The 21,586-nt window shown below is 61.7% G+C and carries 17 protein-coding genes and 1 pseudogene; 5 read left to right on the top strand and 13 right to left on the bottom strand.

Annotated features, from left to right (window positions below; all coding sequences use genetic code 11):
* Nucleotides 1–3: 3 nt before the first annotated feature.
* The 4 genes from PF66_RS29125 to PF66_RS29140 all read right to left on the bottom strand — a co-directional run bounded on the left by PF66_RS29125 (nucleotide 4) and on the right by PF66_RS29140 (nucleotide 7,122).
* On the bottom strand, nucleotides 4–1,443 hold the full coding sequence (locus PF66_RS29125) for a radical SAM protein (RefSeq protein WP_054064580.1): 1,440 nt from the start codon (nucleotides 1,441–1,443) through the stop codon (nucleotides 4–6).
* A complete protein-coding gene (locus PF66_RS29130; RefSeq protein ID WP_054060856.1) occupies nucleotides 1,443–4,097 on the bottom strand; it encodes a glycosyltransferase in 2,655 nt (884 codons plus the stop codon). Before PF66_RS29130 ends, PF66_RS29125 begins: the two co-directional genes overlap by 1 nt.
* A 550-nt stretch (nucleotides 4,098–4,647) precedes the next feature.
* Nucleotides 4,648–5,754: a P1 family peptidase gene (locus PF66_RS29135; RefSeq protein ID WP_054060855.1), complete on the bottom strand. Its 1,107-nt coding sequence runs from the start codon at nucleotides 5,752–5,754 to the stop codon at nucleotides 4,648–4,650.
* A 12-nt stretch (nucleotides 5,755–5,766) separates the two neighbouring features.
* On the bottom strand, nucleotides 5,767–7,122 hold the full coding sequence (locus tag PF66_RS29140) for an APC family permease (RefSeq protein ID WP_054064581.1): 1,356 nt from the start codon (nucleotides 7,120–7,122) through the stop codon (nucleotides 5,767–5,769).
* 194 nt (nucleotides 7,123–7,316) lie between these two features.
* Between PF66_RS29140 and PF66_RS29145 the strand changes: the two genes are divergently transcribed.
* Nucleotides 7,317–8,096, top strand: a complete 780-nt coding sequence (locus tag PF66_RS29145; protein WP_054060853.1) for a helix-turn-helix transcriptional regulator — start codon at nucleotides 7,317–7,319, stop codon at nucleotides 8,094–8,096.
* Between the two features lie 437 nt (nucleotides 8,097–8,533).
* Here PF66_RS29145 and PF66_RS29150 read toward each other — a convergent pair whose 3' ends face one another.
* The 4 genes from PF66_RS29150 to PF66_RS33240 form a co-directional block, all read right to left on the bottom strand.
* Entirely contained in the window at nucleotides 8,534–9,097 is a 564-nt protein-coding gene (locus tag PF66_RS29150) for a hypothetical protein (RefSeq protein WP_054064582.1), read from the bottom strand.
* Nucleotides 9,098–9,263: 166 nt separating this feature from the next.
* Nucleotides 9,264–9,440: a metallothionein gene (locus PF66_RS32405; RefSeq protein WP_081009937.1), complete on the bottom strand. Its 177-nt coding sequence runs from the start codon at nucleotides 9,438–9,440 to the stop codon at nucleotides 9,264–9,266.
* The gene (locus PF66_RS29155; RefSeq protein WP_054060851.1) at nucleotides 9,437–9,901 is read right to left on the bottom strand and encodes a hypothetical protein; all 465 of its coding nucleotides are present in this window, start codon (nucleotides 9,899–9,901) and stop codon (nucleotides 9,437–9,439) included. Before PF66_RS29155 ends, PF66_RS32405 begins: the two co-directional genes overlap by 4 nt.
* Before the next feature lie 53 nt (nucleotides 9,902–9,954).
* Entirely contained in the window at nucleotides 9,955–10,092 is a 138-nt protein-coding gene (locus PF66_RS33240) for a PSPA7_2676 family Cys-rich small protein (RefSeq protein ID WP_192842800.1), read from the bottom strand.
* Between the two features lie 188 nt (nucleotides 10,093–10,280).
* On the opposite strand from PF66_RS33240, the gene PF66_RS29160 reads away from it, so the two are divergent.
* On the top strand, nucleotides 10,281–10,781 hold the full coding sequence (locus PF66_RS29160; protein WP_054060850.1) for a DUF4142 domain-containing protein: 501 nt from the start codon (nucleotides 10,281–10,283) through the stop codon (nucleotides 10,779–10,781).
* 64 nt (nucleotides 10,782–10,845) lie between these two features.
* Here the strand turns inward: PF66_RS29160 and PF66_RS33745 are convergent.
* Nucleotides 10,846–10,986 (bottom strand): annotated as a pseudogene (locus PF66_RS33745) (DUF6021 family protein); the annotation flags it as partial.
* Nucleotides 10,987–11,250: 264 nt separating this feature from the next.
* Complete coding sequence (locus PF66_RS29170; RefSeq protein ID WP_054061031.1) at nucleotides 11,251–11,763, bottom strand: acyloxyacyl hydrolase; 513 nt, start codon at nucleotides 11,761–11,763, stop codon at nucleotides 11,251–11,253.
* Between the two features lie 327 nt (nucleotides 11,764–12,090).
* Between PF66_RS29170 and PF66_RS29175 the strand changes: the two genes are divergently transcribed.
* Entirely contained in the window at nucleotides 12,091–13,008 is a 918-nt protein-coding gene (locus tag PF66_RS29175) for a DUF72 domain-containing protein (RefSeq protein ID WP_054064583.1), read from the top strand.
* 94 nt (nucleotides 13,009–13,102) lie between these two features.
* Nucleotides 13,103–15,580: a DNA ligase D gene (ligD, locus tag PF66_RS29180; protein WP_054064584.1), complete on the top strand. Its 2,478-nt coding sequence runs from the start codon at nucleotides 13,103–13,105 to the stop codon at nucleotides 15,578–15,580.
* 97 nt (nucleotides 15,581–15,677) lie between these two features.
* On the opposite strand, the gene PF66_RS29185 is transcribed toward ligD, so the two are convergent.
* Complete coding sequence (locus PF66_RS29185) at nucleotides 15,678–16,520, bottom strand: Ku protein (protein ID WP_054064585.1); 843 nt, start codon at nucleotides 16,518–16,520, stop codon at nucleotides 15,678–15,680.
* A gap of 333 nt (nucleotides 16,521–16,853) precedes the next feature.
* Between PF66_RS29185 and PF66_RS29190 the strand changes: the two genes are divergently transcribed.
* Nucleotides 16,854–18,074: an HD-GYP domain-containing protein gene (locus tag PF66_RS29190; protein WP_054061027.1), complete on the top strand. Its 1,221-nt coding sequence runs from the start codon at nucleotides 16,854–16,856 to the stop codon at nucleotides 18,072–18,074.
* A gap of 157 nt (nucleotides 18,075–18,231) precedes the next feature.
* Here the strand turns inward: PF66_RS29190 and PF66_RS29195 are convergent, their stop codons facing one another.
* Nucleotides 18,232–20,358 (bottom strand): sensor domain-containing protein, encoded by a 2,127-nt coding sequence (locus PF66_RS29195; protein ID WP_054061033.1) that lies wholly within the window; start codon nucleotides 20,356–20,358, stop codon nucleotides 18,232–18,234.
* A 223-nt stretch (nucleotides 20,359–20,581) separates the two neighbouring features.
* Nucleotides 20,582–21,487: a LysR substrate-binding domain-containing protein gene (locus PF66_RS29200; protein ID WP_054061026.1), complete on the bottom strand. Its 906-nt coding sequence runs from the start codon at nucleotides 21,485–21,487 to the stop codon at nucleotides 20,582–20,584.
* Nucleotides 21,488–21,586 lie beyond the last annotated feature (99 nt).

A 21,586-nucleotide genomic window follows, 5' to 3' on the forward strand; every position in this document is an offset into this window, starting at 1 on the left:
CCTTCAGGCCCGGGGCTCAGTGAACTGGGTATTGATGATGGCTTCCACCAGGGTCACGCCATTGGGCGTCAGCCGCACCCGCTCGCCCTCGACGCTGACCAGCGCCTTGTCCACCAGGGTCTTGAGGGCTGCGCTGATAATCGGGTTGTCGTGGTAGCTGCGTCCGTCGAAGCGCTGGCGGAACACCTGGTCGTCCACCGGCACCAGGGTGGAAAGGGCCATCTTGAAGGCGTTCACCTCCCGCTGCAGCGGCGAGACGCCACGGCTTTCGTCGATGGGCAGGCGGCCTTCGTCCAGCGCCTGCTTGTATTTGGCATAGCCGGTGATATTGATCGCTTCGGCGCGGGTGCATTTGGAACTGCCGCCCAGGCCGATCGCCACCTCGGGGTACTGGGTCTCGAGGTCGGTGATCAGGCCCTTCCACTTTTCCGGCTGCAGGTCGTTCTGGTGGAAGTACATGGTCGGGTGCTCGCGATAGCTGGGCGCCAGGTACTGCTCCACCAGCTCGCGCATCTGGTACTGCTTGCCCAGGCCCGGGAAGGTCATGTCGTTCATGCTGATCAGGCCCTTGCGCTGCCAGTGGCTCTGCTTCTCGCCGGAGACCCCGGTGCGGGTCTTCATGAACTCCTCCATGTGCAGCTTGCTGATGACCACATGGGACAGTTCCAGCTCCAGGGCCTTCTGCATGTCGTACTTCACATCATCGACGCTCTGGCCGAGCATGCCGTAGATCAGGTCGACACTGACCCACTCCAGGCCGATGGCGCGGGCGTGGTGGATGGTGTCCACGCACTCCTCGGCCGAGTGCATGCGCCCGCAGGCGGCAATGATGCGGTCGTCGAAGGACTGCGCGCCGAAGCTGATCTTGGTGAAACCCAGTTCCTTGAGCAGCGACAGGTATTCCCTGTTCAGCGTGCCCGGCTCGCCCTCGAAGCGCAGGGTCGCGGCCGAGAAGTTGAAGTGGCTCCGGTAGAACGCCATCAACCGGCGCAGCTCCGACTCCGGCAGCAGCGAGGGCGTCCCCCCGAAGATATTGAACTCGCCGACCTCGGCCCGGGCCAGGCTCGGCACCTTCTGCAGCCACAGGCCGGCTTCCCGGATGTTGTAGTCCACCACATCGCGGAACACCACCTGGGACGAGGCCGCCTTGGGGTTGAGGATCACCGTCGGGTACTGGCAGAAATGGCAGCGGTAGCGACAGGTGGGAATGTAGGCCCACAGGTGGATCTGCCTGGCCTGGCGGATTTCCCGGTCCATGTCCGCGAAGAACGACGGCAACGGATAGCCGGGCATATCGCCGGGGAACACGTGGCAGCCGAACGGGTCGTTGAACACGTACTCAAGGAAGGCGCTGTTGTCTGGGTGCGCGAGGAACTCATGGACCCGCGGTACCGGGTAGTTCGGGTCGATATCGTGCAGTGAGTGCAGGGCTTCGCCGTTCATCAGAACACCCCCCCGTTGGCAAAATAGTTATGGGCTTCGCCGGACTCGCGGTCCTCGGCGAAGTAGTAGACGAAACGCTGGAAATCCTCGGGCTTGACCTTGTCGAAACAGGCCGGCAATGGCGGTGGGTAGCCGATGTCCTCGCCCACGGCGCGGCGCAGGGCGCTGAAGATTTCCTCGCGGAACTCGAAGTACAGGCGATAGGACGGGGTCTTGTAGGCGTGGATCGGCTTGAAGTCGATCACCCGCGACTGCTGCTTGATCTCGTGGATGCGCTGGTACAGGCGGTCCGCCACCGGCTCGCCGAAGAACGCCCGCACCGCCGGATTCTCCAACAGAATGTGCGGGTTGAGCAGCGCCGGCAGCACGATGTTCTTCGGCACGTAGTCCTTGATCGAGTACTCCCAGGCCTGCCGCGACTCGGCAGGCGTGGTGTCGCGCAGTGTCGGAGCCTGCTCTTCAACCTCCGGACGCACGTCCTTCATGATGATGATGCCGTCCTGGCCGTAGGCATTACCGGTGATCACCTCGTCGAGAATGGTGTCCACCCGTCGGCTGTTGATCTCGATCCGTGATTCGTGGGCGTAGACCGGCTTGCCGCCCCAGGCGATCACCCGGATGCCGAAGTCCCAGTCATCGGAGAGGTGTTCGACGAAACGGCCGTTTTCCAGCTGGTAGAAGATCTCGATGCCGCCGACCCGGTCGTAGAGCCGGCGTTCGACGGCGAACCCCTTGCCGTCCGGGAAGCCACCGAACAGCGAGAAGGACATCTCGCGGCAACGCAGGGTCTTCTGGATCTCGTTGTACAGGTTCGGCCGCTGGCGGAAATGCGCTTCGTTGTAGTAGTAGTTGCAGGTGCCCAGGTCACCGTTTTCGGTGATCATCCTGGCAATCAGCGCGTGCAGCCAGTACGGGTCGACGGTGCAGTCGGCGTCGGCGGAGGCAATGTAGTGCCGGTTGTCGACGCCCAGGCGGATATCCCGCTCTTTCGAGCGCAACGAGGCATAGTCCATGCCGCGCTTGCGGGCAGAGGAAACCCCCTGGGTAAGCTCCTGGATCACATGGATATCCAGGGAAGGATGGCGCTCGCTGAAACGCCTGATCTTGGCCACTGAATCGTCGGTCGAATTGTTATCGACGATGATCAGTTCATAACTGGCATGGGTAATCAGATTGTCCCGGGTTTTCTGGTGGAACAGTGAGTCGAGTACGACATCGATTCGGTCGCTTTCGTTATAAAGCGGCAGCACCACCGAAACAAAAACAGTATCACGCATAGTTCCTCCGCAAGGGCTCAGGTCAAGCATGTCCACGATATTGTTGGAGAGCACCCGCCGACCAATGGCAAAGTTGCGCTGGGCTATCTGCTCCATCAGCGCCTTGTCGTTCAGCAGTTGGTAGACCTGCTCGACGAAGTTGTCGTCGGGCAGTCCGTCATGTTCTTGCGAAATCGCCATGATCGGCGCCTCGAAGCCATGTCGACCATAGACTTCCTGGTAATACTCATAGTTGCTGGCGATATAGCAGCGCTGGCTGCTGATGGCCTCCCCCACGGGGTTGCCATAACTGTCGTAACCCCAGGACGTCAGGAATGAAACCAGGTCGCAGGAGTGGTAAAGATCCTCGACCGTGATTGTCCGCTCATCCGACGGCATATAGTCGTGGGACAGTGCGCCGATGAACTTGATATAGGCCTCGACCTCAAGTTCCCGGGCCAACTGGTTCAATTCGGCGAAATAAGCCGGATGCTCGCCGGGGTCGCCCGCCAGTGCCAGGTACACCCGGCGCCGGCTGCCGTCCCGGGCGAAGCGCTGGTTCAAGCGCTGTACCAGATGGATATCGCGATCCTGGCGCTTTTGCGGAATGATCCGCGTGGTGCGGGCGATCAGCAGGTCGCTGTCACGGATATCCAGGCGCTCCTTGATAGAGTGGTAGCGGCCCTGGCCACTGAAGTCATAGGTGTTCCTGCGGACCTGCACCTGTACCCGGTGATCGCACCAGTGTTCGAGCTTGTCCTTCAGGTCGTTGTTGAGGGTGACATAGGTGATATGGGGCGAACTGACCGGCTTGACCGCATGGGGATAGGGCTCCGGCCCGTATTTCATCACGGACTTTTCGCTGCTCCACATCAGGTCGTGGTCGCGCCAGATGACAAAATTGCCCAGCCCATGCTGCCGGCCGTAGCGCTCGATGGCCAGGTACAGCGCCTGGGTGTAGATAATGTTTTCCGGCAGCGTGGCGTTTTCCACGATGACATGCCGGATATCGAGCTGCTCCCACAACTGGATGATCCGCAGGGACAAGGCCTGGGCCGACTCGCCAATGGCCTTGAGCAGGTGTTGCTGCTCCTGCGCGGATACCTGGGCCTTCTGGGCAATGAGGATGTTGTGGGAGTACTCGATGAAGTCCACGTTGTAATAAGGCACGGTGTCGATATCCTCTATCCGCACCAGGTTGAAGATATCCCGATAGATATCCTTTTCATGATCGTAGGGTTTGTTGAAGTTGCCCTTGTCGACCTTTATTTCATAACCCAGGTCGAGGTACGAAGTTATCCCCTTGTGCAGGAGATGTTTCGCCAGTTTCGAGGCTTCGACGGTGATGCCGGAAACCGCAACAGCATCGAAGGATATGAATATCGCTCCAGCAGGCATAGCAATACCTCTCGAACCAATAGAAATGTATTGGTCTTCATGGAATAAAATGACCAGCTTTTAATAATGCATAGCGATACGAAATGACGTGTTGTCATCCCGATATTGTCGACTCGGTGATAGGTGCCCGTTCAGATAGCCTTTTGCAGGCGCACTTCTCCCTTGGCCATTAATCAGCCATCCATGTGACCAGCAAGTTGCAGGCTGCGCGGATTGTTCAGGGTGGCGACGGGAAATGCAGGGGTGGACGGACGGTTTTCCAGCGATGGTGGCTCATGCTCTTTACCCTTCCCTTTTCAGGATCTTGTTTTGAAAATTTGATGGGTGGCGCTGAGTAACATTTAGTAAAGAACATACTCGTCTGTACGAGTCAAAGCAACCGTCCTACAGACATTTTTTCAGACTGTCCCTTTTATCGAGGGCAACTAAGATGAGATGAAAGTTAGTATTAAATTGCCATTATTTTGCTGCTATCCTGCAACAGGCCCGGCTGCGCAGCACGCGCAGCCGGGCCCGATCATTCGATTGTGTTGTTGCCTGCAGAGCGGCTTTATACCACTGCGGCTCGCCAGCCCAGGGTCTGCAGGGCCTCGATCAAGCGTGCGCCCTGCAAGGCTGGCACCTCCCGCCCATCCCCGGCCCGCATCGGCCGCCCGGCCAGTAGCGCGTTGATAATCGCCTCCTCGACCGCCTCGGCCGCCGCCGCGAACAGCGGCGAGATATGGTCGTTATTGACCATGGCGACCTGGGCCGTCCGAGGCAGAACACGACGATTGTAATCGGCCGGCGCCAGCCCTGTGTTACCGGTGGAGAAAGCCAGGAAGATATCGCCACTGGAATCATCCGTGCCCCCGCCCGTGCGGGCGATGCCCACCGAGGCGCGTTGTGCCAGGCGTTGGCATTGATGCGGCAGCAAAGGGGCATCGGTAGCCAACACCACCACGATCGAGCCCATGCCCGGGGTATCCTGTTCGGTAAACGGTGAGGGCAAATCCAGCAGTACCCGCCCTACGGGGTAGCCGTCGACCCGCAGCTCGCGACGCTGGCCGTGGTTGGCCTGGACAAAGGCGCCGACGGTCCAGCCACCCTGCTCCGCCGGCAAGGCCCGAGAAGCGCTGCCGATCCCGCCCTTGAACTCATGGCAGATCATGCCGGTGCCGCCACCTACGGCGCCCTCAATCACCGGCCCGCCGCTGGCCGCCGCCAGCGCCTGTTCAACCAGCCCGGCATTCACATGCTGACCCCAGATGTCGTTCAGCACGCCGTCGTAGGTCTCCATCACCACCGGCATGCACCAGTAGGTCGACGGGTCCGCCAGGGTCGCGTGCTCATGGGCGATCAGCGCATCACGCACCACACCGACGCTGTGGGTGTTGGTGGTGGCAATGGGCGTGGTCAGCAGCCCCGCTTCGCGAATCCACTCCAGGCCCGTGGCATCGCCATTGCCGTTGAGCACATGGCAGCCGGCGAAGCAGGGCTCGTAGCGCGCGGCGCCGGCACGGGGCTCGATGAGGCTGACACCGGTGCGCACGGGCTTGCCCTCATGGACCTTGTCCAGCGTGGCATGGCCGACCCGCACCCCCGGCACGTCGGTGATTGCGTTGTGGGGGCCCGGCTTTCCAAGGCCCAGGGTGATACCAAAGTCGCGTGCTCGCATCGTTTCTCTCGCTTAAAGTTTCTGGAAAGCCGAGCTCAGCTTGCCGTAGGTGCCGTATAGCACCACGGAGCCGAGCAGGATGCCCAGAATGATGAAGATATCCCGGGTGGAGGCACCAGCCAGCAAGGTCACCAGCAGATACCCCGCGCCCATCACGGCCACCAGGGCCGGCAGCGGCCACAGCGGCATCCGGTACGGGTGCTCACGGTCACGGCGCAGCACCCGGCTGAACAACGCGCACAGGCCGACCACCAGATAGACGCAGAGGATCAGCAGCACGGTGAAGGACGTGAGTTCCGACAGGTTGGAGCTGAAGGTCAACGCCGCCGAAGGCACGGCCAGGAACAGCGTAGCCAGCCAGGGCGAGTCCCACTTGGGATGGATGCGGGTGAAGGCCCCGTTCAGGGACGGCATCCACAACTCGTCGCGCCCGCTGCTGTAGATCACCCGGCCGATCTGGATCACCAGGGCGATGATGGCGTTGAACACCGACAGGAAAATCCCCGCACTGACCAGTCGGGACAGTGTTTCGTTGCCGTGGGCCGTCAGCAGGTAGCCAATCGGATCGGGGCTGGCCAGCATGGCTTCCAGCGACGGTGCGCCCATCAGCAGCGCAATCAGCGGAATCAACTCGATAGCCACCACCAGCACCAGCGACCACAGGACGGCCTTGGCGATGCCCTGCCCGCCGCACTTCATGTCTTCGGCGAGCAACACGGCGCCGCCATAGCCATTGAAGGAGAACAGCGCCGTGCCGACGGCACCGATCACCAACGCCCAGGGCGCCGCGTGCAACACACCATTGTCGAGCATGAGCGGGTTGAGCAGGTTGCCGACCGGCTGCCGGGCATGGCCGAAGCCCAACACCACGATGACCATCAGCGCCGCCACCTCAAGCAACAGGCAACTGCCGGTGACCCAGGCATTGAGCTTGATGTTGAGGATACCGAGCAGATAGCTCAGGGCCACGATCACCAGGGCGACGGTCTGCCCGTCGAACTGCGTACCCAGTGCCGCGTTGAGGTAGGTCGCCGCGCCAGTCGCCAGCACCGGCGGAATGAACAGCAGCATCGCCAGCACGGTCAGGAACGTGGCGTAGCCGGCCATGCCGCCAAACACGCGCTTGGCGAACACGTACTCGCCGCCCGCGGCACTGTGGGCCCGGCCCAGCTCCGCATAGCAAAGGGCGAACATCAGCGCCAGCACGCCCCCCAGGATGAACGCCCAGATCACCCCGGTGCCGGCCTGGGCGATCGCAAACGGCGCAATGACAAACACCGAACTGGCGGGCGTCACCGAAGAGACGGTGATGGCGACCACATCGGGCACGCTCAGTGTGGGTTTGAGTTCAGGGGAAGGAGCGGTCATAGGTTCATCCTCGCGTTGTTCTAGGTGTTGGGAGGCAGAACTGGAATTCGACAAGTTGCGGGCTCGACGGCTCGCTTGATAGGCCTGGAATCTAGGCAGATGCGCCCGGCCGGGCAATTCCCCCTATGGGGTACCCCCGTTGACAGGCGCGCTAAATCGGGCGCCAATGCCCTACCCGTTTCAAGGACTCAGCCGTGGACATTCTCTTCAAGGAAGTCGCCAGCCATACCGCGCTGGCGCGCGCGATCGAACAGATCGGCAGCCCGCGCTTCTGGCGACAGCTGATCCTGGTACTGCGCCATTGGGTGCCATTCGACAACGCCCTGGCGATTCACTTCCCCGCCCAGGGCGCGCCCCATGTGCTCGAGGAATACGATGCGGCGCCGGCACCGGCGGCGGGTGAGCTGTATCTCGATGGGTTGTACCTGCTGGACCCGTTCTACCAGGCCGCTCGCGAAGGTTTGGCCAGTGGTTTCTATCACCTCGAGGAAGTCGCGCCTGACCACTTCTGGCAAACGGACTACTACCTGAACTACTTCCAGGACCATGTGCTGGTGGATGAAGTGCAGTTCCTGTTGCAACTGCCGGACGGAGTGCTGTCGCTGTCGCTCGGCATGCGCCGGGCGTTTGATTCGGCGGAGTTGGGGAAGTTGAGCCTGGTCAGTGGCTGGGTGCTGGCCCTGCTCCATCAGAATTGGACGCGTATCGGCATCTCCGTGCCGGTACAGCCGCCGGTGGGCGATGCGTTGGCGAAGTTTGGTCAGGGGGTGTTGTCCGAGCGGGAACTGGAAATCGCCCGGCTGATTCTGCGCGGGTATTCGTCGAAGGCCATGGCCCAGCGGCTGGGAATTTCACCGGAGACCATCAAGGCGCATCGGCGGCATTTGTACGCGAAGCTGGATATTTCCTCGCAGCCGGAGCTGTTTTCGGTGTTTATTCGGGAGTTGGGGTTTGAGGAGTTGCAGAATCCATGAGGTCGGAGCCGGAAATTCGGCAAGGAGTACAAATGTACTCCTGTCGAGCTCTTGATCAAACAGCGAATGAGCCTGCAGTTGTTTCTGCATACAGCTGGGCGATGACGTCCGTGCTCAAGGCATGTCGTTGAGAATCTCTTCCCACTGACGGATTGTCCAAGAGTACCCGCCCGCAACTGGATGGTTTCGAACGGGACCTGTTGTTGGGGGTGGTTCATTCCATCATCTTGTCTCGCACGGTCGTGGATGCATTGCTCGAAGGCTCCTACGCTCCAACGGGTGCCTGAGGACCGCAATCGGTAGCCGTAGCCAATGCGGCTACCGATCAGTACCGAAGCACGCTGCGTGTGATCATCGCAACCGCTTGCGCCGCAGACATCAAGGCGGTGTCGACGCTGAACGCCATGCCTTCTGAATAGCATGAAACCCGACCGACCTCACTTGAAACGCCGATAGGATTGAAACGCAAACCCCTTCTCGATGAAGTCCAGGGCATACCAGGTAGTGATCGGGCCATGATTGGTCTTCAGCTCAAAGGCATGGACAAGGCGATTGATCCTGCCGGGGAATCTCACCAGGATGACGCGGCTCTCCTTTACCAGCAGTTGCTGATAACGGTCTGCAAACAGGCGCGGTGTCTTCTCGTTTTCATCGCACGTTGGCCACCATTGGGCGAATTCGATGCGCTTGCGCCGTAGCCCGTCCAAACGGCGTGGCCACCACCAGACCGACGGCGGAATTTCGTAGACGGCCAGGCTTTGGATCAAGGCGGCGATCGCACCGGGATTGAAGAACACGAGCTTGACCAGGACGGAATCGTCCAGTTGCTCGGCGCTGATGACGTGCAGGTCGTTGGTGCTGCTCCAGTGGCTGGAGCGGGTCAGGCGATAGGTCGCCAGTTGAGTCCTTCGATTACTGATGCTCAGGCAAAGCGCCGCCACGGCTATCACGGCATTCAGGTAGGTGATGAAAGTGGCGGTGTCGGAAATCTGCTGCCCCATGTGCGTCCTGTTCCCTGGTTGCGCGACGAGAAGCCTATTGGGGGATGGAAAGGGTTGGCGGGTCAAGAGCCGTCTCCCGCAACAGCAGGCTGTGGGAAGACCAAAGGGACACTCAGCCTGGCGGGGAACTGCCATTACAGCCACGAGCCAGGCCCGGCCACGGAACTCAAGGTGAAGTCGAATGACTTGCCTCGCCACATTTGCACTCACCCTTGCAGCAAGGCTGGTGCTGGGGGTGGCCCGATGCACAGGCTTGGCAGCAATAGGCCTTGCCATCGCGTATGACGGCGTTGGCCCCTACGGTGCAGGAACAATGATTGCAGGCACAGCGCTGTGGGTTCATTTGGAGGTTCTTCCGTTGTTGGAGGGGACGACGTCATCGGTCCACGGCTCGCCGTCGAGCGGTGCCGAGCGCGCCAGTTCGGCCTCGTCCAGGCCAATGCCGCCGCCGATCTCAGCGGCCCTGACCCGGCGCAGGCTCTGGTCCGCCGGAGTGCCGCCGGTACCCGGTTCGTCCGGGCCGCGGGCGCCGGTTTCGTCGAACAGCGTCTCGGGGCTGAGGTCATCGAGGGTGACGTTGTCTTCATGGGGGCTGTCGCTCAGCGCCTCGCCGCCGGTCATGCCGCTCTCGGCCACGCGCCTGGCCGGATACTCCTCTTCCACTTCCCGCGCCGGGCGTTCGTCGCCGATGCGGCCCTGGCGTTCGTCGCGGCGTTCGCTGAAGTCCAGTTCATGGACGCTGCCCATGCGGTCTTCGGTGGTGTCGATATCGAGTGGAGGCTTTTGGGTGTTTGGCTTAGGCATGAGGGTTCTCCGTTTGGATGGCCGCCTGCGGCGGTTCGCCGGCAAGCCGGGTTCTACAGGTGGATGGGTTGGTCGGCATGGCGGTGGCGCACGGCCCCGCAGCGCTCGCAGCATTCGCATTTGTGCCCGGCGACGTCACTGATCAGCAGGCTGCGCCACTGGCATCCATACAACAGGCAGACGAGTTTCATCTGGCACCTCCCTGGCCCTGGAAAGAAGGCCCTTACAAAGACTGACCTGTCGCTGCCGTGAAGGTTTTATTTAATTGCGTCCCGTGTCATTGGTCGCCCGCGCCCGCAAAAAAACTAAACCTTTTTCCCAGGCCCCGGGTCGCACCTAACGCGACACTGAAGTCGCACCAACGAGCAAGGAGTGAAAGATGAGCAATCCATTCTTCAAATACGCGGGCCTGGCGCTGGCACTGGGCATGGCATCGCTGCAGGTGCAGGCCGCGACCTCCAACGATTTCGTCGATGCCGCCACCGAATCGGGCATCTCCGAAGTGGTGCTCGGCAAGCTGGCCCAGGAGAAGAGCCACAGCGCCGACATCAAGCAGTTCGCCGCAAAGATGGTCAGCGATCACACCCAGGCCAACCAGAAACTCTCCGAGATCGCCCACAAGCTGGACATCGAGGTGCCCGACGAGGCGGCGCTGACCGACAAGGTCAAGAAGATGATCCTGGAATGGCGTGACGAATCCTTCGACAAGTCCTATGTCGAGAATCAGCTCAAGGCTCACGAAAAAGCCGTGGAGCTGTTCAAGAAGGAAGCGGCTTCCTCGGACAAGGCCGAGCTGAAGGCGTTCGCCAGCGAGACCCTGCCGACGCTCGAGCATCACCTGGAGCAGGTCAAGGCGTTGCATGCCAGCCATGGCAAGTGACGGACATCCGTAGTTGATGAGCCGGGTCCAGGGGCTCCCGGATGGCCCCCGGCCCCGGTTTTATCTAGTGCTGGCGCTCGTCCCTGGGCGGTTTTGCCGGCCCTTGGGGATCCACTTGCGGGTCCTCCAGGTCTGGGGAGTCCGGATCGAAGCCGAGGTCGTTCTTCACACTCGCCTGTTCGGATGAATGCGGGCCCTGGTCCCGGGCTGTTTTCTGTGCGGTGGAGTCGTGCCCGGTTCCGGACGAGCCGTCGGGCCGGTGAGCATCGTTATCCCGCTCTTGCTCACCCTGGGTTTTCGCCTGTGCTTGCGTGTCTTTTTCCATGTCGCCTCCTAGCCTTTGCGGTATGCGGGCGCCCGCTTGACAGTCGCCGATAGCTTACCGCCCACGTTGAACACGAAGGGGTAGACCGCTGCCGTCGCCGGGGTGTTCAGAATCATTTGCCCGAATTCGCTCTCGCCAGGCCCGTCAGATATCGTGGCTATAGAACAACGAGTACGACTCTATGCCCTGGTTTGGCTTCTTGATACTCGCGTTGGAATAATGAATGACGCGAACACCCAGGCGCTGATTGTTCGTCAACTTGATACCGGCGCCCAGTCGGTCTTCAAAGTTGAAGGCACTTCCCAGTTTCTTGTCGCCGACTCTCGAGCCCGAGAAAGTGGAGACACCTACACCGATCTCCACAAAGGGTACTACGCCCGAGTTGCCGAACTCGTAGACGAATACCGGGGCGAAAGAAAGAGTGTGACGCGTTCCCGCCTGATCTCCGGCCCCCCAATAGGTGTAGCCCATATCCCAATAGCCGGTCAGATGCCCTGTGGAAGTATTGAACCACTGCTGATCCCAGCCAAAGCCCAGGCCCGCGCGAAGGGCCGGGGCTCCCTGGCCTGTAGCGCCGATGGCCGCGGAAATTTCCGCCGCCTGTGCCCCGGTTCCGAAACAGCCTGCAAACAAGGCGGGGATCAGTAACTTTCTCACAGCAATTCCTTAATATCATCAGTGGCTCTATTCAACTTCCTACATCTTGCCCGGTATTTGGCAAGATACCTGAAGGCAGCAATCATCGCCGTCATGGGCAATAACTAACGACGGCGCGAAGTTTAAAGTGTGTATCCACTGCGATGATATAAGGCGAAGAAGGCCGAAGCTGTCAGATCGAGGCCGATGGGAATCCCGATTCACCACTCGACGACAGTAGGTAGAACAGCCATTAATCACCCAGGCCGTTTGTCCATCGCCCTGAACCCTCCAGGATTCCCAAGGGTCGCTATGAGTATGTATTGACTCGAATGAATGGATGCACTCATGAGCGAGATCCGCATTGGTATTTCCGGTTGGCGCTACAGCCCGTGGCGCAAGGATTTCTATCCGAAGGGGCTGCGCCAGGATGATGAGTTGGCCTTCGCTTCGCGGGCGGTCAACACCATCGAGATCAATGGTTCGTTCTATGCCCTGCAGACGCCTGAACGCTATGTGCAGTGGCGCGACAGCACGCCGGATGGCTTTGTGTTTTCGGTCAAGGCGCCGCGCTATATCACCCATGTGCGCAGGCTTCGCGAGATCGACGAGCCGCTGGCCAATTTCTTCGCTTCAGGCCCGCTGATGCTGGGGGACAAGCTGGGGCCGTTTCTCTGGCAGTTTCCGCCGTCGATGAGGTTCGATGAACAGCGCTTCAGCGATTTTCTGGAAAAACTGCCCAAGGACCGCCAGGCCGCCCGGGCTTGCGCCGGGCATGCCGCCGAGCGCCTGCAGGGCAACGGCGGCACCACCAATCGCGGCAACGCGCGCCTGCGCCATGCCGTGGAAATCCGGCATCCGAGTTTTCTCTGTGAGACGTTCGTCGACCTGTTGCGCAAGCACGAGGTGGCGCTGGTGGTCTCCGACAGCGCCGGCAAATGGCCGTATGTCGAGGATGTCACCGCCGATTTCGTCTACCTGCGCCTGCACGGCGACGTCGAACTCTACAGCAGCGGCTACACCGCCAAGGCGCTGCACCGTTGGCGCTCGCGGATCCAGGCCTGGAGCGAGGGTGGCCAGCCGCGGGATGCCGAGCTGATCGTTCAGCGGGCGCCGGCCAGGCGGGCTTCGCGTGATGTGTACTGCTACTTCGACAACGACCAGAAGGTGCACGCTCCGTACGACGCCCGCCGCCTGCTGGCCGATCTCGGCCTGGACGGCGAACTGGTCACCGAGCCCGGCGTGGAGCCGCAGGTGCAGCTATAGGCAGGCTCGGCGGCAGCCACGAGCTTTTTTGAACTCCCGGACTGGCCCTCACATCCCAACCAGAGAGACCTCGTGAATCGTTACGGAGCCCGTCATGGCCAAGCCTCTTGAGGAATATCAGCGCAAACGCGACTTCAATGCCACGCCCGAGCCCGCCGGCAAGCGTCGGCGCCCCGATACGGCGCACGCGCTGCAGTACTGCATTCAGAAGCATGACGCCAGCCATCTGCATTATGACTTTCGCCTCGAGCTGGACGGCACCCTGAAAAGCTGGGCGATCCCCAAGGGCCCCTCGCTCGACCCCAAGGTTCGTCGCCTGGCGGTTCATGTCGAAGACCACCCGCTGGACTATGCGGATTTCGAGGGCAACATCCCCGAGGGGCATTACGGCGCCGGTGACGTGATCGTCTGGGACCGCGGCATCTGGGAGCCCGAGGGCGATCCTCGTGAAGCCTATGCCAAGGGCAAGCTGCGTTTTCGCCTGCAAGGCGAGAAGCTGTCGGGCACCTGGAACCTGTTCCGCACTCACCTGGCGGGCAAGAAGGAGCAATGGATGCTGGTCAAGTCCCACGACGGCCAGGCCCGCAGCGAAGCGGATTACAGCATCGTCGCCGCTCTCCCCGACAGCGTACTCAGTGATCGAACCCTGGTGCCGCGCCAGGCGGCCTCGCCTGCTCGCCAACATGAAGCCAAACCGAAGCCGCGGCCCCAGGCAGCCAGCCTGCCGGCGGCGCTGCAACCGCAGCTTGCCACCCTGGTCGACTCGCCGCCCAGCGGGGACTGGCGCTACGAGGTCAAGTTCGACGGCTACCGCATCCTGGCCCGTATCGACGGGGATGACGTTCGCCTGTTCACCCGCAACGGCCACGACTGGAGTGCGAAAATGCCGCGCCAGGTCGAGGCGCTCAAGGCACTGGGCCTGGACTCGGCGTGGCTCGATGGCGAGATGGTCGTCCTGGACCGTCACGGCGTTGCCGATTTCCAGGCGTTGCAGAATGCTTTCGACACCGAGCATGACGAGCGCATCACCTACTACCTGTTCGATCTGCCCTTCCTCGGCGGCAAGGACCTGCGCCCGCTACCGATACAGGATCGGCGCGGTACCCTGGCGCAATTGCTCGAACACAACGACTCCGAGCGACTGAAGTTTTCCGCCGATTTCGATCAGCCGGTCGAGGCGCTGCTCGACAGCGCCTGTCGCCTGGAACTGGAAGGCCTGATTGGCAAACGCGCCGACAGTCCTTACCGGGGCCGTCGCAGCAGTGACTGGATCAAGCTCAAGTGTAAGCGGCGCCAGGAGTTCGTGGTCGTGGGTTATACCGAGCCCAAGGGCCGCCGCACCTCCTTCGGGGCCCTGCTGCTGGCCCTGCACGACCCCGACAGTGGCGAACTGCGCTACGCCGGCAAGGTAGGTACCGGTTTCAGCGCCGTGACGCTGGCGAGCATTCATGGGCGTCTCAAGCCGCTGGAAACCGGCAAGCCGGCGCTGGCCAATCTACCGACCGGCGCCGAAGCCCGCGATGTGCACTGGCTCAAGCCGCAGTTGCTGGCGGAAGTTGCCTATGCGCAGATGACCCGGGACGGCGTGGTGCGTCATTCGGTCTTTCACGGCCTGCGCGATGACAAACCGGCCAGCGGCATCGACCTGGAACTGGCCCAGCCCGGCAAAAAGGCTGTGCAGGCGCCGCCCGCAGAAACGGGTAGCCTGCGACTGACCCACCCCGACCGGGTGATCGACGCGACCACCGGCACCACCAAGCGGCAGATCGCCGAATACTACGCCCAGGTCGCCGGCTGGCTGCTGCCACAGCTCAAGGATCGGCCGGTGGCGCTGGTGCGCGCACCGGATGGCCTGGGCGGCGAGATGTTCTTCCAGAAACATGCCGGGCAGTTGCACCTTCCCGGCGTGATCAGCTATGGCAAGGAACAGGCCGGACAGGCGGCGATGGTGTTCGATCGCGCCGACAGTCTGCTGGCTGCGGTGCAGATGAACATGCTCGAACTGCACACCTGGAACGCTACCGACAAGGACTTTGACCAGCCGGACCGCTTCGTCCTCGACCTCGACCCCGACCCGGCGCTGCCGTGGAAGGCCATGCTCGAAGCCACTCGGTTGACCCTGACGCTGCTCGACGAGCTGGGCCTGAAGGTGTTTCTCAAGACCAGTGGAGGCAAGGGCATGCACCTGGTGGTGCCGTTGACCCGGCGAGCGGGATGGGATGAGGTGAAAGACTTCTGCCACGCCATCGTCGAGCACTTGGCAGGGCTGTTTCCGGATCGGCTCAGTGCCGTGTCAGGGCCGAAGAACCGGATCGGGCGGATCTTCATCGACTATCTGCGCAACGGCAGAGGGGCGACCACCGTCGCCGCCTATTCGCTGCGCGCCCGTGAAGGATTGCCGGTGTCGGTGCCGATCTGGCGTGAGGAACTGACGCAGCTCAAGGGGGCCAACCAGTGGAACATCGGCAACCTGCATGAGCGCCTGGCCGAGGTGGATGACCCGTGGGCGGAGATGGCCAAGGTGCGCCAGTCGATCACTGTGCGTATGCGCCGGCAACTGGGGATCGGCTGAGGGGCTGCCGGCCGGCTCGCGGCAACAGGCGCGTTCGCGGATAAAGCGGGGGGCCGCATTTATTCGCGAACAGGTCGGCGGGCCTGCGCCTTCACCCTCAGGATGCCTGGCGGGGTCGTTTCGCCGCCGGCTTCTTCTTCGTCCTGGCGCCACCGCCCCCCGCCAGGCTGCGCTTGAGCAGTTCGGTCAGGTCGATAATATCCGCCCCCTTCTCGCCGCCCTCCTCGCCCTTGTCCACGGTCTCGATCCTGCCCTTGCTGGCTTTCTCCTGAACCAGGTCGAGAATGGTCTGGCGAAACGCATCATGGTAATCGTCAGGCGTCCAGGGCCCGCTCATCTCTTCCACCAGCCGCTTGGCCATCTCCCGTTCACGCTTGTCCAGCTTGCTGGCGGTCACGCTGCTGTCCAGCTCCAACGTGTCCAGCCCGCGCACTTCATTGGGCCAACGCAGGGTGATCAGCACCAGCGCCGCGTCCAGTGGCCGCAACAGCGCCAGGTGCTGGCGGGTGTGCAGCACCACCGTGGCCAGGGCGACCTTGCCAGTGCTGTGAAGGGTTTCGCGCAATAAGGCATAGACCTTGCCGCCGCGCTGGTCCGGGCTGAGGTAGTACGGCGTATCGAAGTGTTGCAAGGGGATCTCGCTGGCCTCGACGAAAGAGAAGATATCGATGGTCTGGGTTGCGGCGGGTCGGGCCTGGCGGATCTCTTCTTCGCTGATCACCACATAGCGGCCCTTTTCGTACTCCACGCCCTTGACGATGTTGTCCTTTTCGATCTCCTTGCCGGTCACCTTGTTCACCCGCTTGTAGCCCACCGGGTCCATGCTGCGCTTGTCGAGCCAGTCGAAATCCACGCCCTGGGCATGCACGGCAGTGTTCAGGGATACCGGGATATGCACGAGACCGAAGCTGATCGCACCTTTCCAGAGGGCTCGGGCCATGGTTGCCTCCTAGGGATGAATCGGGGTGGGCGGGCTGCTTGCAGTTTCACAGCCAACGCCTTGGCCCACTGAAAACGGGGCCCTTATTCCAATTGACTACACCACATGGCAAAAGGTTTATTTCATTGAAGGCCAGCAAGGCGAGCGTGCCCAGGATCGTAACTCAGGCCTCTGTGGGAGCAGGCGTTCCTGACCTGCGCAGCCAACGTCTATCTTGACTATAAACAGGCATTGGCCCAAACAATGGACTGAGATGGCGTAATACTGGCCATCGAATGAGAGTTGCTTTCAATCGCAGGACTTGAGTGCTTACCTGGATACAGGCTGTCTGCCATGTTGAAACGTATAAAAACCACTGATCTTTGTGTTGGCATGTACATCAAGGAACTGTGCGGCTCCTGGATGGACCATCCTTTCTTGAGGGGGCGATTTCTGCTCAGTAGTGAGCAGGATCTCAAGCAGATTCTGAACTCTTCGGTTTCTCAGGTCTGGATCGATACCGACAAGGGACTCGATATACCCCCTGGTGCGCTCAGCCTCTCACCCGAGGAGGCGGCACAACAGGCTGATGAACGCCTTGAGGACATCGCCGAGAAAACCGTGGTGATCCGTTCGAGCATGGAGGATGAACTGGCCTCGGCCCGGCGGATTTGCGAACGGTCAAAGGCGGCTGTGGTGGAGATGTTCAGCCATGCACGGATGGGGGCGGTGATCGATCTCGATGACGTCGATACAGTGGTGGACGATATCGCCCACTCCATTCATCGACACCCCAATGCCCTGATCAGCCTGGCCCGGCTGAAAACGGCCGATGAGTACACCTACCTGCACTCCGTGGCGGTGTGCGCATTGATGATCGCCCTGGCCCGCCAACTCGGACTGTCCGAGGCGTTGGTGCACGAAGCGGGCATTGCCGGCCTATTGCACGACATCGGCAAGGCCTCGGTACCCGATGCGATTCTCAACAAGCCCGGCAAGCTCGACAACGCCGAGTTCGAATTGATCCGTCGACATCCACAGGCCGGCGGTGAGATTCTGGTGCTCTGCCATCACGTCAGTGCGCTGGCCGTGGATGTCTGCCTCCACCATCATGAGAAGATCGACGGTTCAGGCTATCCGTCCAACCTCAAGGGCGAGCAACTCAGCCTGTTCGCCCGGATGGGCGCGGTGTGTGACGTCTACGATGCCATCACCTCCGATCGCCCCTACAAGAAAGGCTGGGGCCCTGCCGAATCGATTCACAAGATGGCGGAATGGCAGGGACATTTCGACGAGAACGTTTTCAAGGCCTTCGTTCGCACGGTCGGTATCTACCCGGTCGGCTCCCTGGTACGGCTCGAAAGCGGCGCGCTGGGGGTGGTGACGGAGCAGCATGAACGCTCTTTGCTCACGCCCAAGGTCAAGGTGTTCTTCATGACCAAGGGCCGTACGCCGATCCTGCCCCGAATCGTCGACCTTGCCAAGGTCTGCGGTGCGGACAGGATCGTGGGCCGGGAGTCGCCCGAGGCCTGGGGTTTTCGCCATCTTGACGAGTTGTGGAAAGGCGCACTCTGAGTGAATGAGCCAGATGGAGCTTACGCATGGGCGCATGTGCAGCGAGTCGTCATCCAGCGCATAGACGATACGCAGACAGCCCGGCGGGCTGAGCGCGGGGCCGTGCACCACCGCCAGCCGGCAAGACTTCAGGACTCTTTCGCGGGCAAGCCCGCTCCTACAGGGAGGCCGCTGGCGACAAGCGTTCGTCCGCCTCCGGGGACAGGCTCCCCAGCCGCTCGTCCGCCGGCATCGGCCGTCCGAAGAAGTAGCCCTGGAAGTGCGAGCAACCTTCGATGATCAGTTGCTCCACCTGCTGGGCAGTCTCCACCCCTTCCGCGGTGGTCTTGATCAGCAGGCTGTTGCTCATGCCGGTAATGGCCCTGATGATCGCCAGCGCTTCCTTGCTATGGGCCATCTCGCGCACAAACGACATGTCGATCTTGATCCGGTCGAACGGGAACGAGCGCAGATAACCGAGTGACGAGTAGCCGGTGCCGAAGTCATCGAGGGAGATGGCCACGCCCAGGGCCTTCAGGGCCCGGAGCATGTTCACGTTCTCTTCGCTGTTGTCCAGCAGCACCGATTCGGTGATCTCCAGCTCCAGGCGTGACGGTGCCAGGCCGGCATCCGCCAGGGCCAGCGCCACCGAATCCACCAGGCCAGGGTTCTTGAACTGGATCGGCGACAGGTTCACCGAAACGGTCTGCTCCGTGCCCCAACTGGCCGCCTCCTGACAGGCCAGGTTCAGGGCCCGGTTGCCGACCTCGTGGATCAGGCCGGTCTCTTCCGCCATGGAGATGAAGTCGCTCGGCATGATCATCCCCTTGGTCGGGTGCCGCCAGCGCAGCAGTGCCTCGTAGCCGGAGATCTCCTTGCCGCACCGGGTGACGATCGGCTGGTAGTGCAGTTGCAGATGACCGAAGTGCAGCGCCGTGCGCAGGTCGGTTTCCATGGTGCGACGATAGCGTGCCGCCTCGTCCAGCTGCGGCCTGAAGCGTTCGAAGCGACTGCGGCCGTTGCGCTTGGCCTCGTACAGGGCCATGTCCGCGTAGCCCATCAGTTGCTCGGGATGATGGTGGTCTTGCGGCGACAGGGCGATACCGATGCTCATGCCGACCGAGCAGCTGTGGCCGTCGATCAGGAACGCCGGGCGAATCGCCTGGATCAGCCGTTGCGCGGTCATCTCGGCGACCTCGGCCGTCTCCAGATCCGGCAGGATCACCGCGAATTCGTCGCCGCCCAGCCGCGCCAGGGTGTCGTTGTCACGCAGTTCGGCCCGCAGGCGCGCGCTGAGTACCCGCAGCAGCTTGTCGCCGAAACCGTGGCCGAGGGCGTCGTTGACGTTCTTGAAGTCGTCCAGGTCCAGGCACAGCGTGGCAGTGATCCTGCCCGTGCCCTTGGCTTGCTGCAGCGCGTTTCTCAGCCGCTCGTGGAACAGCACGCGGTTTGGCAGGCCGGTGAGCGCGTCATGGTGTGCCATGTGGTGGATCTTGGCGTTCGCGGCCAGTTCGACGCTGACGTCCTCGGCGACGAACAGCACGTACTCGGAGGCGTTGCCGGGGTCCTGGTTGAGCACGGTGCGGCTTCTGAGGGTCCTGGGGCCGCGATTGGTATTGACCAGGGTCTCGACGGTCCTGACCTGGCCGATGCGCAGGTCCTGGCTCATCTGCTGTTCGATATAGGCGGCCGACTCCGCCGGCAGGCAGTCGGCCATGAGCTTGCCGACCATGCTGCCGCCGTTCGGCACGAACAGCGCCTCGGCCTGGTCGTTGGCCAGCAGCACCCGGTTGGTCTGCACGTCCTTGACGATGACGCTGGCGGGAATATTGGAAATGACCGAGTCGAGGAAGCGCGACAGCGAGGCCATCTCGGCGCTGTACTGCTCGGCCAGCACCTTGGCTTCCATCAGTTGCAGCTCGTTGTCGCGCTTCTCGGTGATGTCCCGGGTGATCTTGGCGAAGCCGATCAGTTGCCCGTGGTCATCATGAATCGCGTCGATCACCACGTGGGCCCAGAAGGCGCTGCCATCCTTCTTCAGGCGCCAGCCCTGGTCCTCGAAGCGGCCGGTCCGCCGGGCAATCTCCAGGTTCTGCGCCGGCTGGTCGCGCTCACGCTCCTCCTCGCTGTAGAACAGCGAGAAGTTCTTGCCGACGATTTCCCCGGCGGTGTACCCCTTGGCGCGCTCGGCGCCGGGATTCCAGTTCGCGACGATGCCCTCGGGAGTGAGCATGTAGATGGCATAGTCCACCACGCTCTGGATGAGCAGGCGGTACATGGCATCGGAATCGTCAATGAACTGCATACTGGCGAACCTCGAATGGCGCGGGGGGATGGTAAACAGCGGGCACATCCGCGTGCCCAAGGTAGTGGCATTATGCCGCTCCAAGAACTGAAGCGATACAAACGTAACGTCCGTGTGCCGGCAAGATTCAGCCTGGGCCAAGACGTCATCCCTTGGGGAGCTGGCTATCTTTGACTCCGGCACAGTCTCGCGGCGCCCGCAAGGGGTCGTTTGCGCAGCGTACTCAGCCCGGGTTGCCGATCAGGCTGCGCTTGATCCAGCTATAGAGGTTCAGGCCCTCGCGGGACAGTTCGCTGTCAGCACGCCGGCACAGGTAGTAGCCGCGACCGTCATCGACCGTGCTATCGAACAGCCGCACCAGTTCGCCGCTGGCCACGTAAGGCATTACCAGCGGTTCACGCAGCAGCGCACAGCCGAGCCCGGTCAGTGTCGCCGTCAATGCCAGTTGCCCATCCTCGAACAACAGCCCGTTGAGCGCAGTGGAACGGCGTACGCCCGCCTGCTGGAACCATTGCGCCCACGTGCCCCGTTCCTCGTCGTGCAACAGCGGCAGCTCGACCAGCGCCTCGGGACTGTCGATCGGCCCGTGGCGCTGCAGGAACTCGCGACTGCAGAACGCCGCAACGGCGCCGGAGATCAGCGGTTCGCTATGGTAGCCCGGCCAGTGGCCGGTACCGAAGCGGATCGAGATATCCGCCGCATCGCTCGGATAGCTGCGGTGGTTGGCGTAGGTGACACTGATGTCCAGGCCGGGGTTTTCCTCAAGAAACTCGGGCAGGCGCGGAATGAACAGGTTGATGCCGAACAACGGGATCAGGCTGATGGTGACCTGGCGCAGCGCCGACTTTTCCCGCACGTGGTCGGTGGCGCTGCGCAATACCGCGAAGGCCGAGCGGATCGCCCGGTAATACTCGCGGCCCTCCTCGGTCAGGATCAGGTTGCGCCCCTGCCGGAAGGTCAGCGGTTGCTGCAGGAACTCCTCCAGCAGGCGCAACTGGTGGCTGATGGCAGACGCCGAGATGTCCAGCTCGCGCGCGGCGGCATTGACGCCACCGTGACGGGCGAAGGCTTCGAAGGTGCGTACTGCACGAAGGGGCGGATCGCTATCTAACTGTTCTGTATTTTTCATGTGTTGAGAATATTCTAAAAATAAAACGCTGAAAACCACTATTTTTCGCAGGATTTCTAGGTTTTTGCTTTGGTTATAAGCATAGTTTTTACAGATATT

It is taken from the genome of Pseudomonas asplenii, from assembly GCF_001293465.1.
In the GTDB taxonomy this organism is placed as follows: domain Bacteria; phylum Pseudomonadota; class Gammaproteobacteria; order Pseudomonadales; family Pseudomonadaceae; genus Aquipseudomonas; species Aquipseudomonas fuscovaginae_B.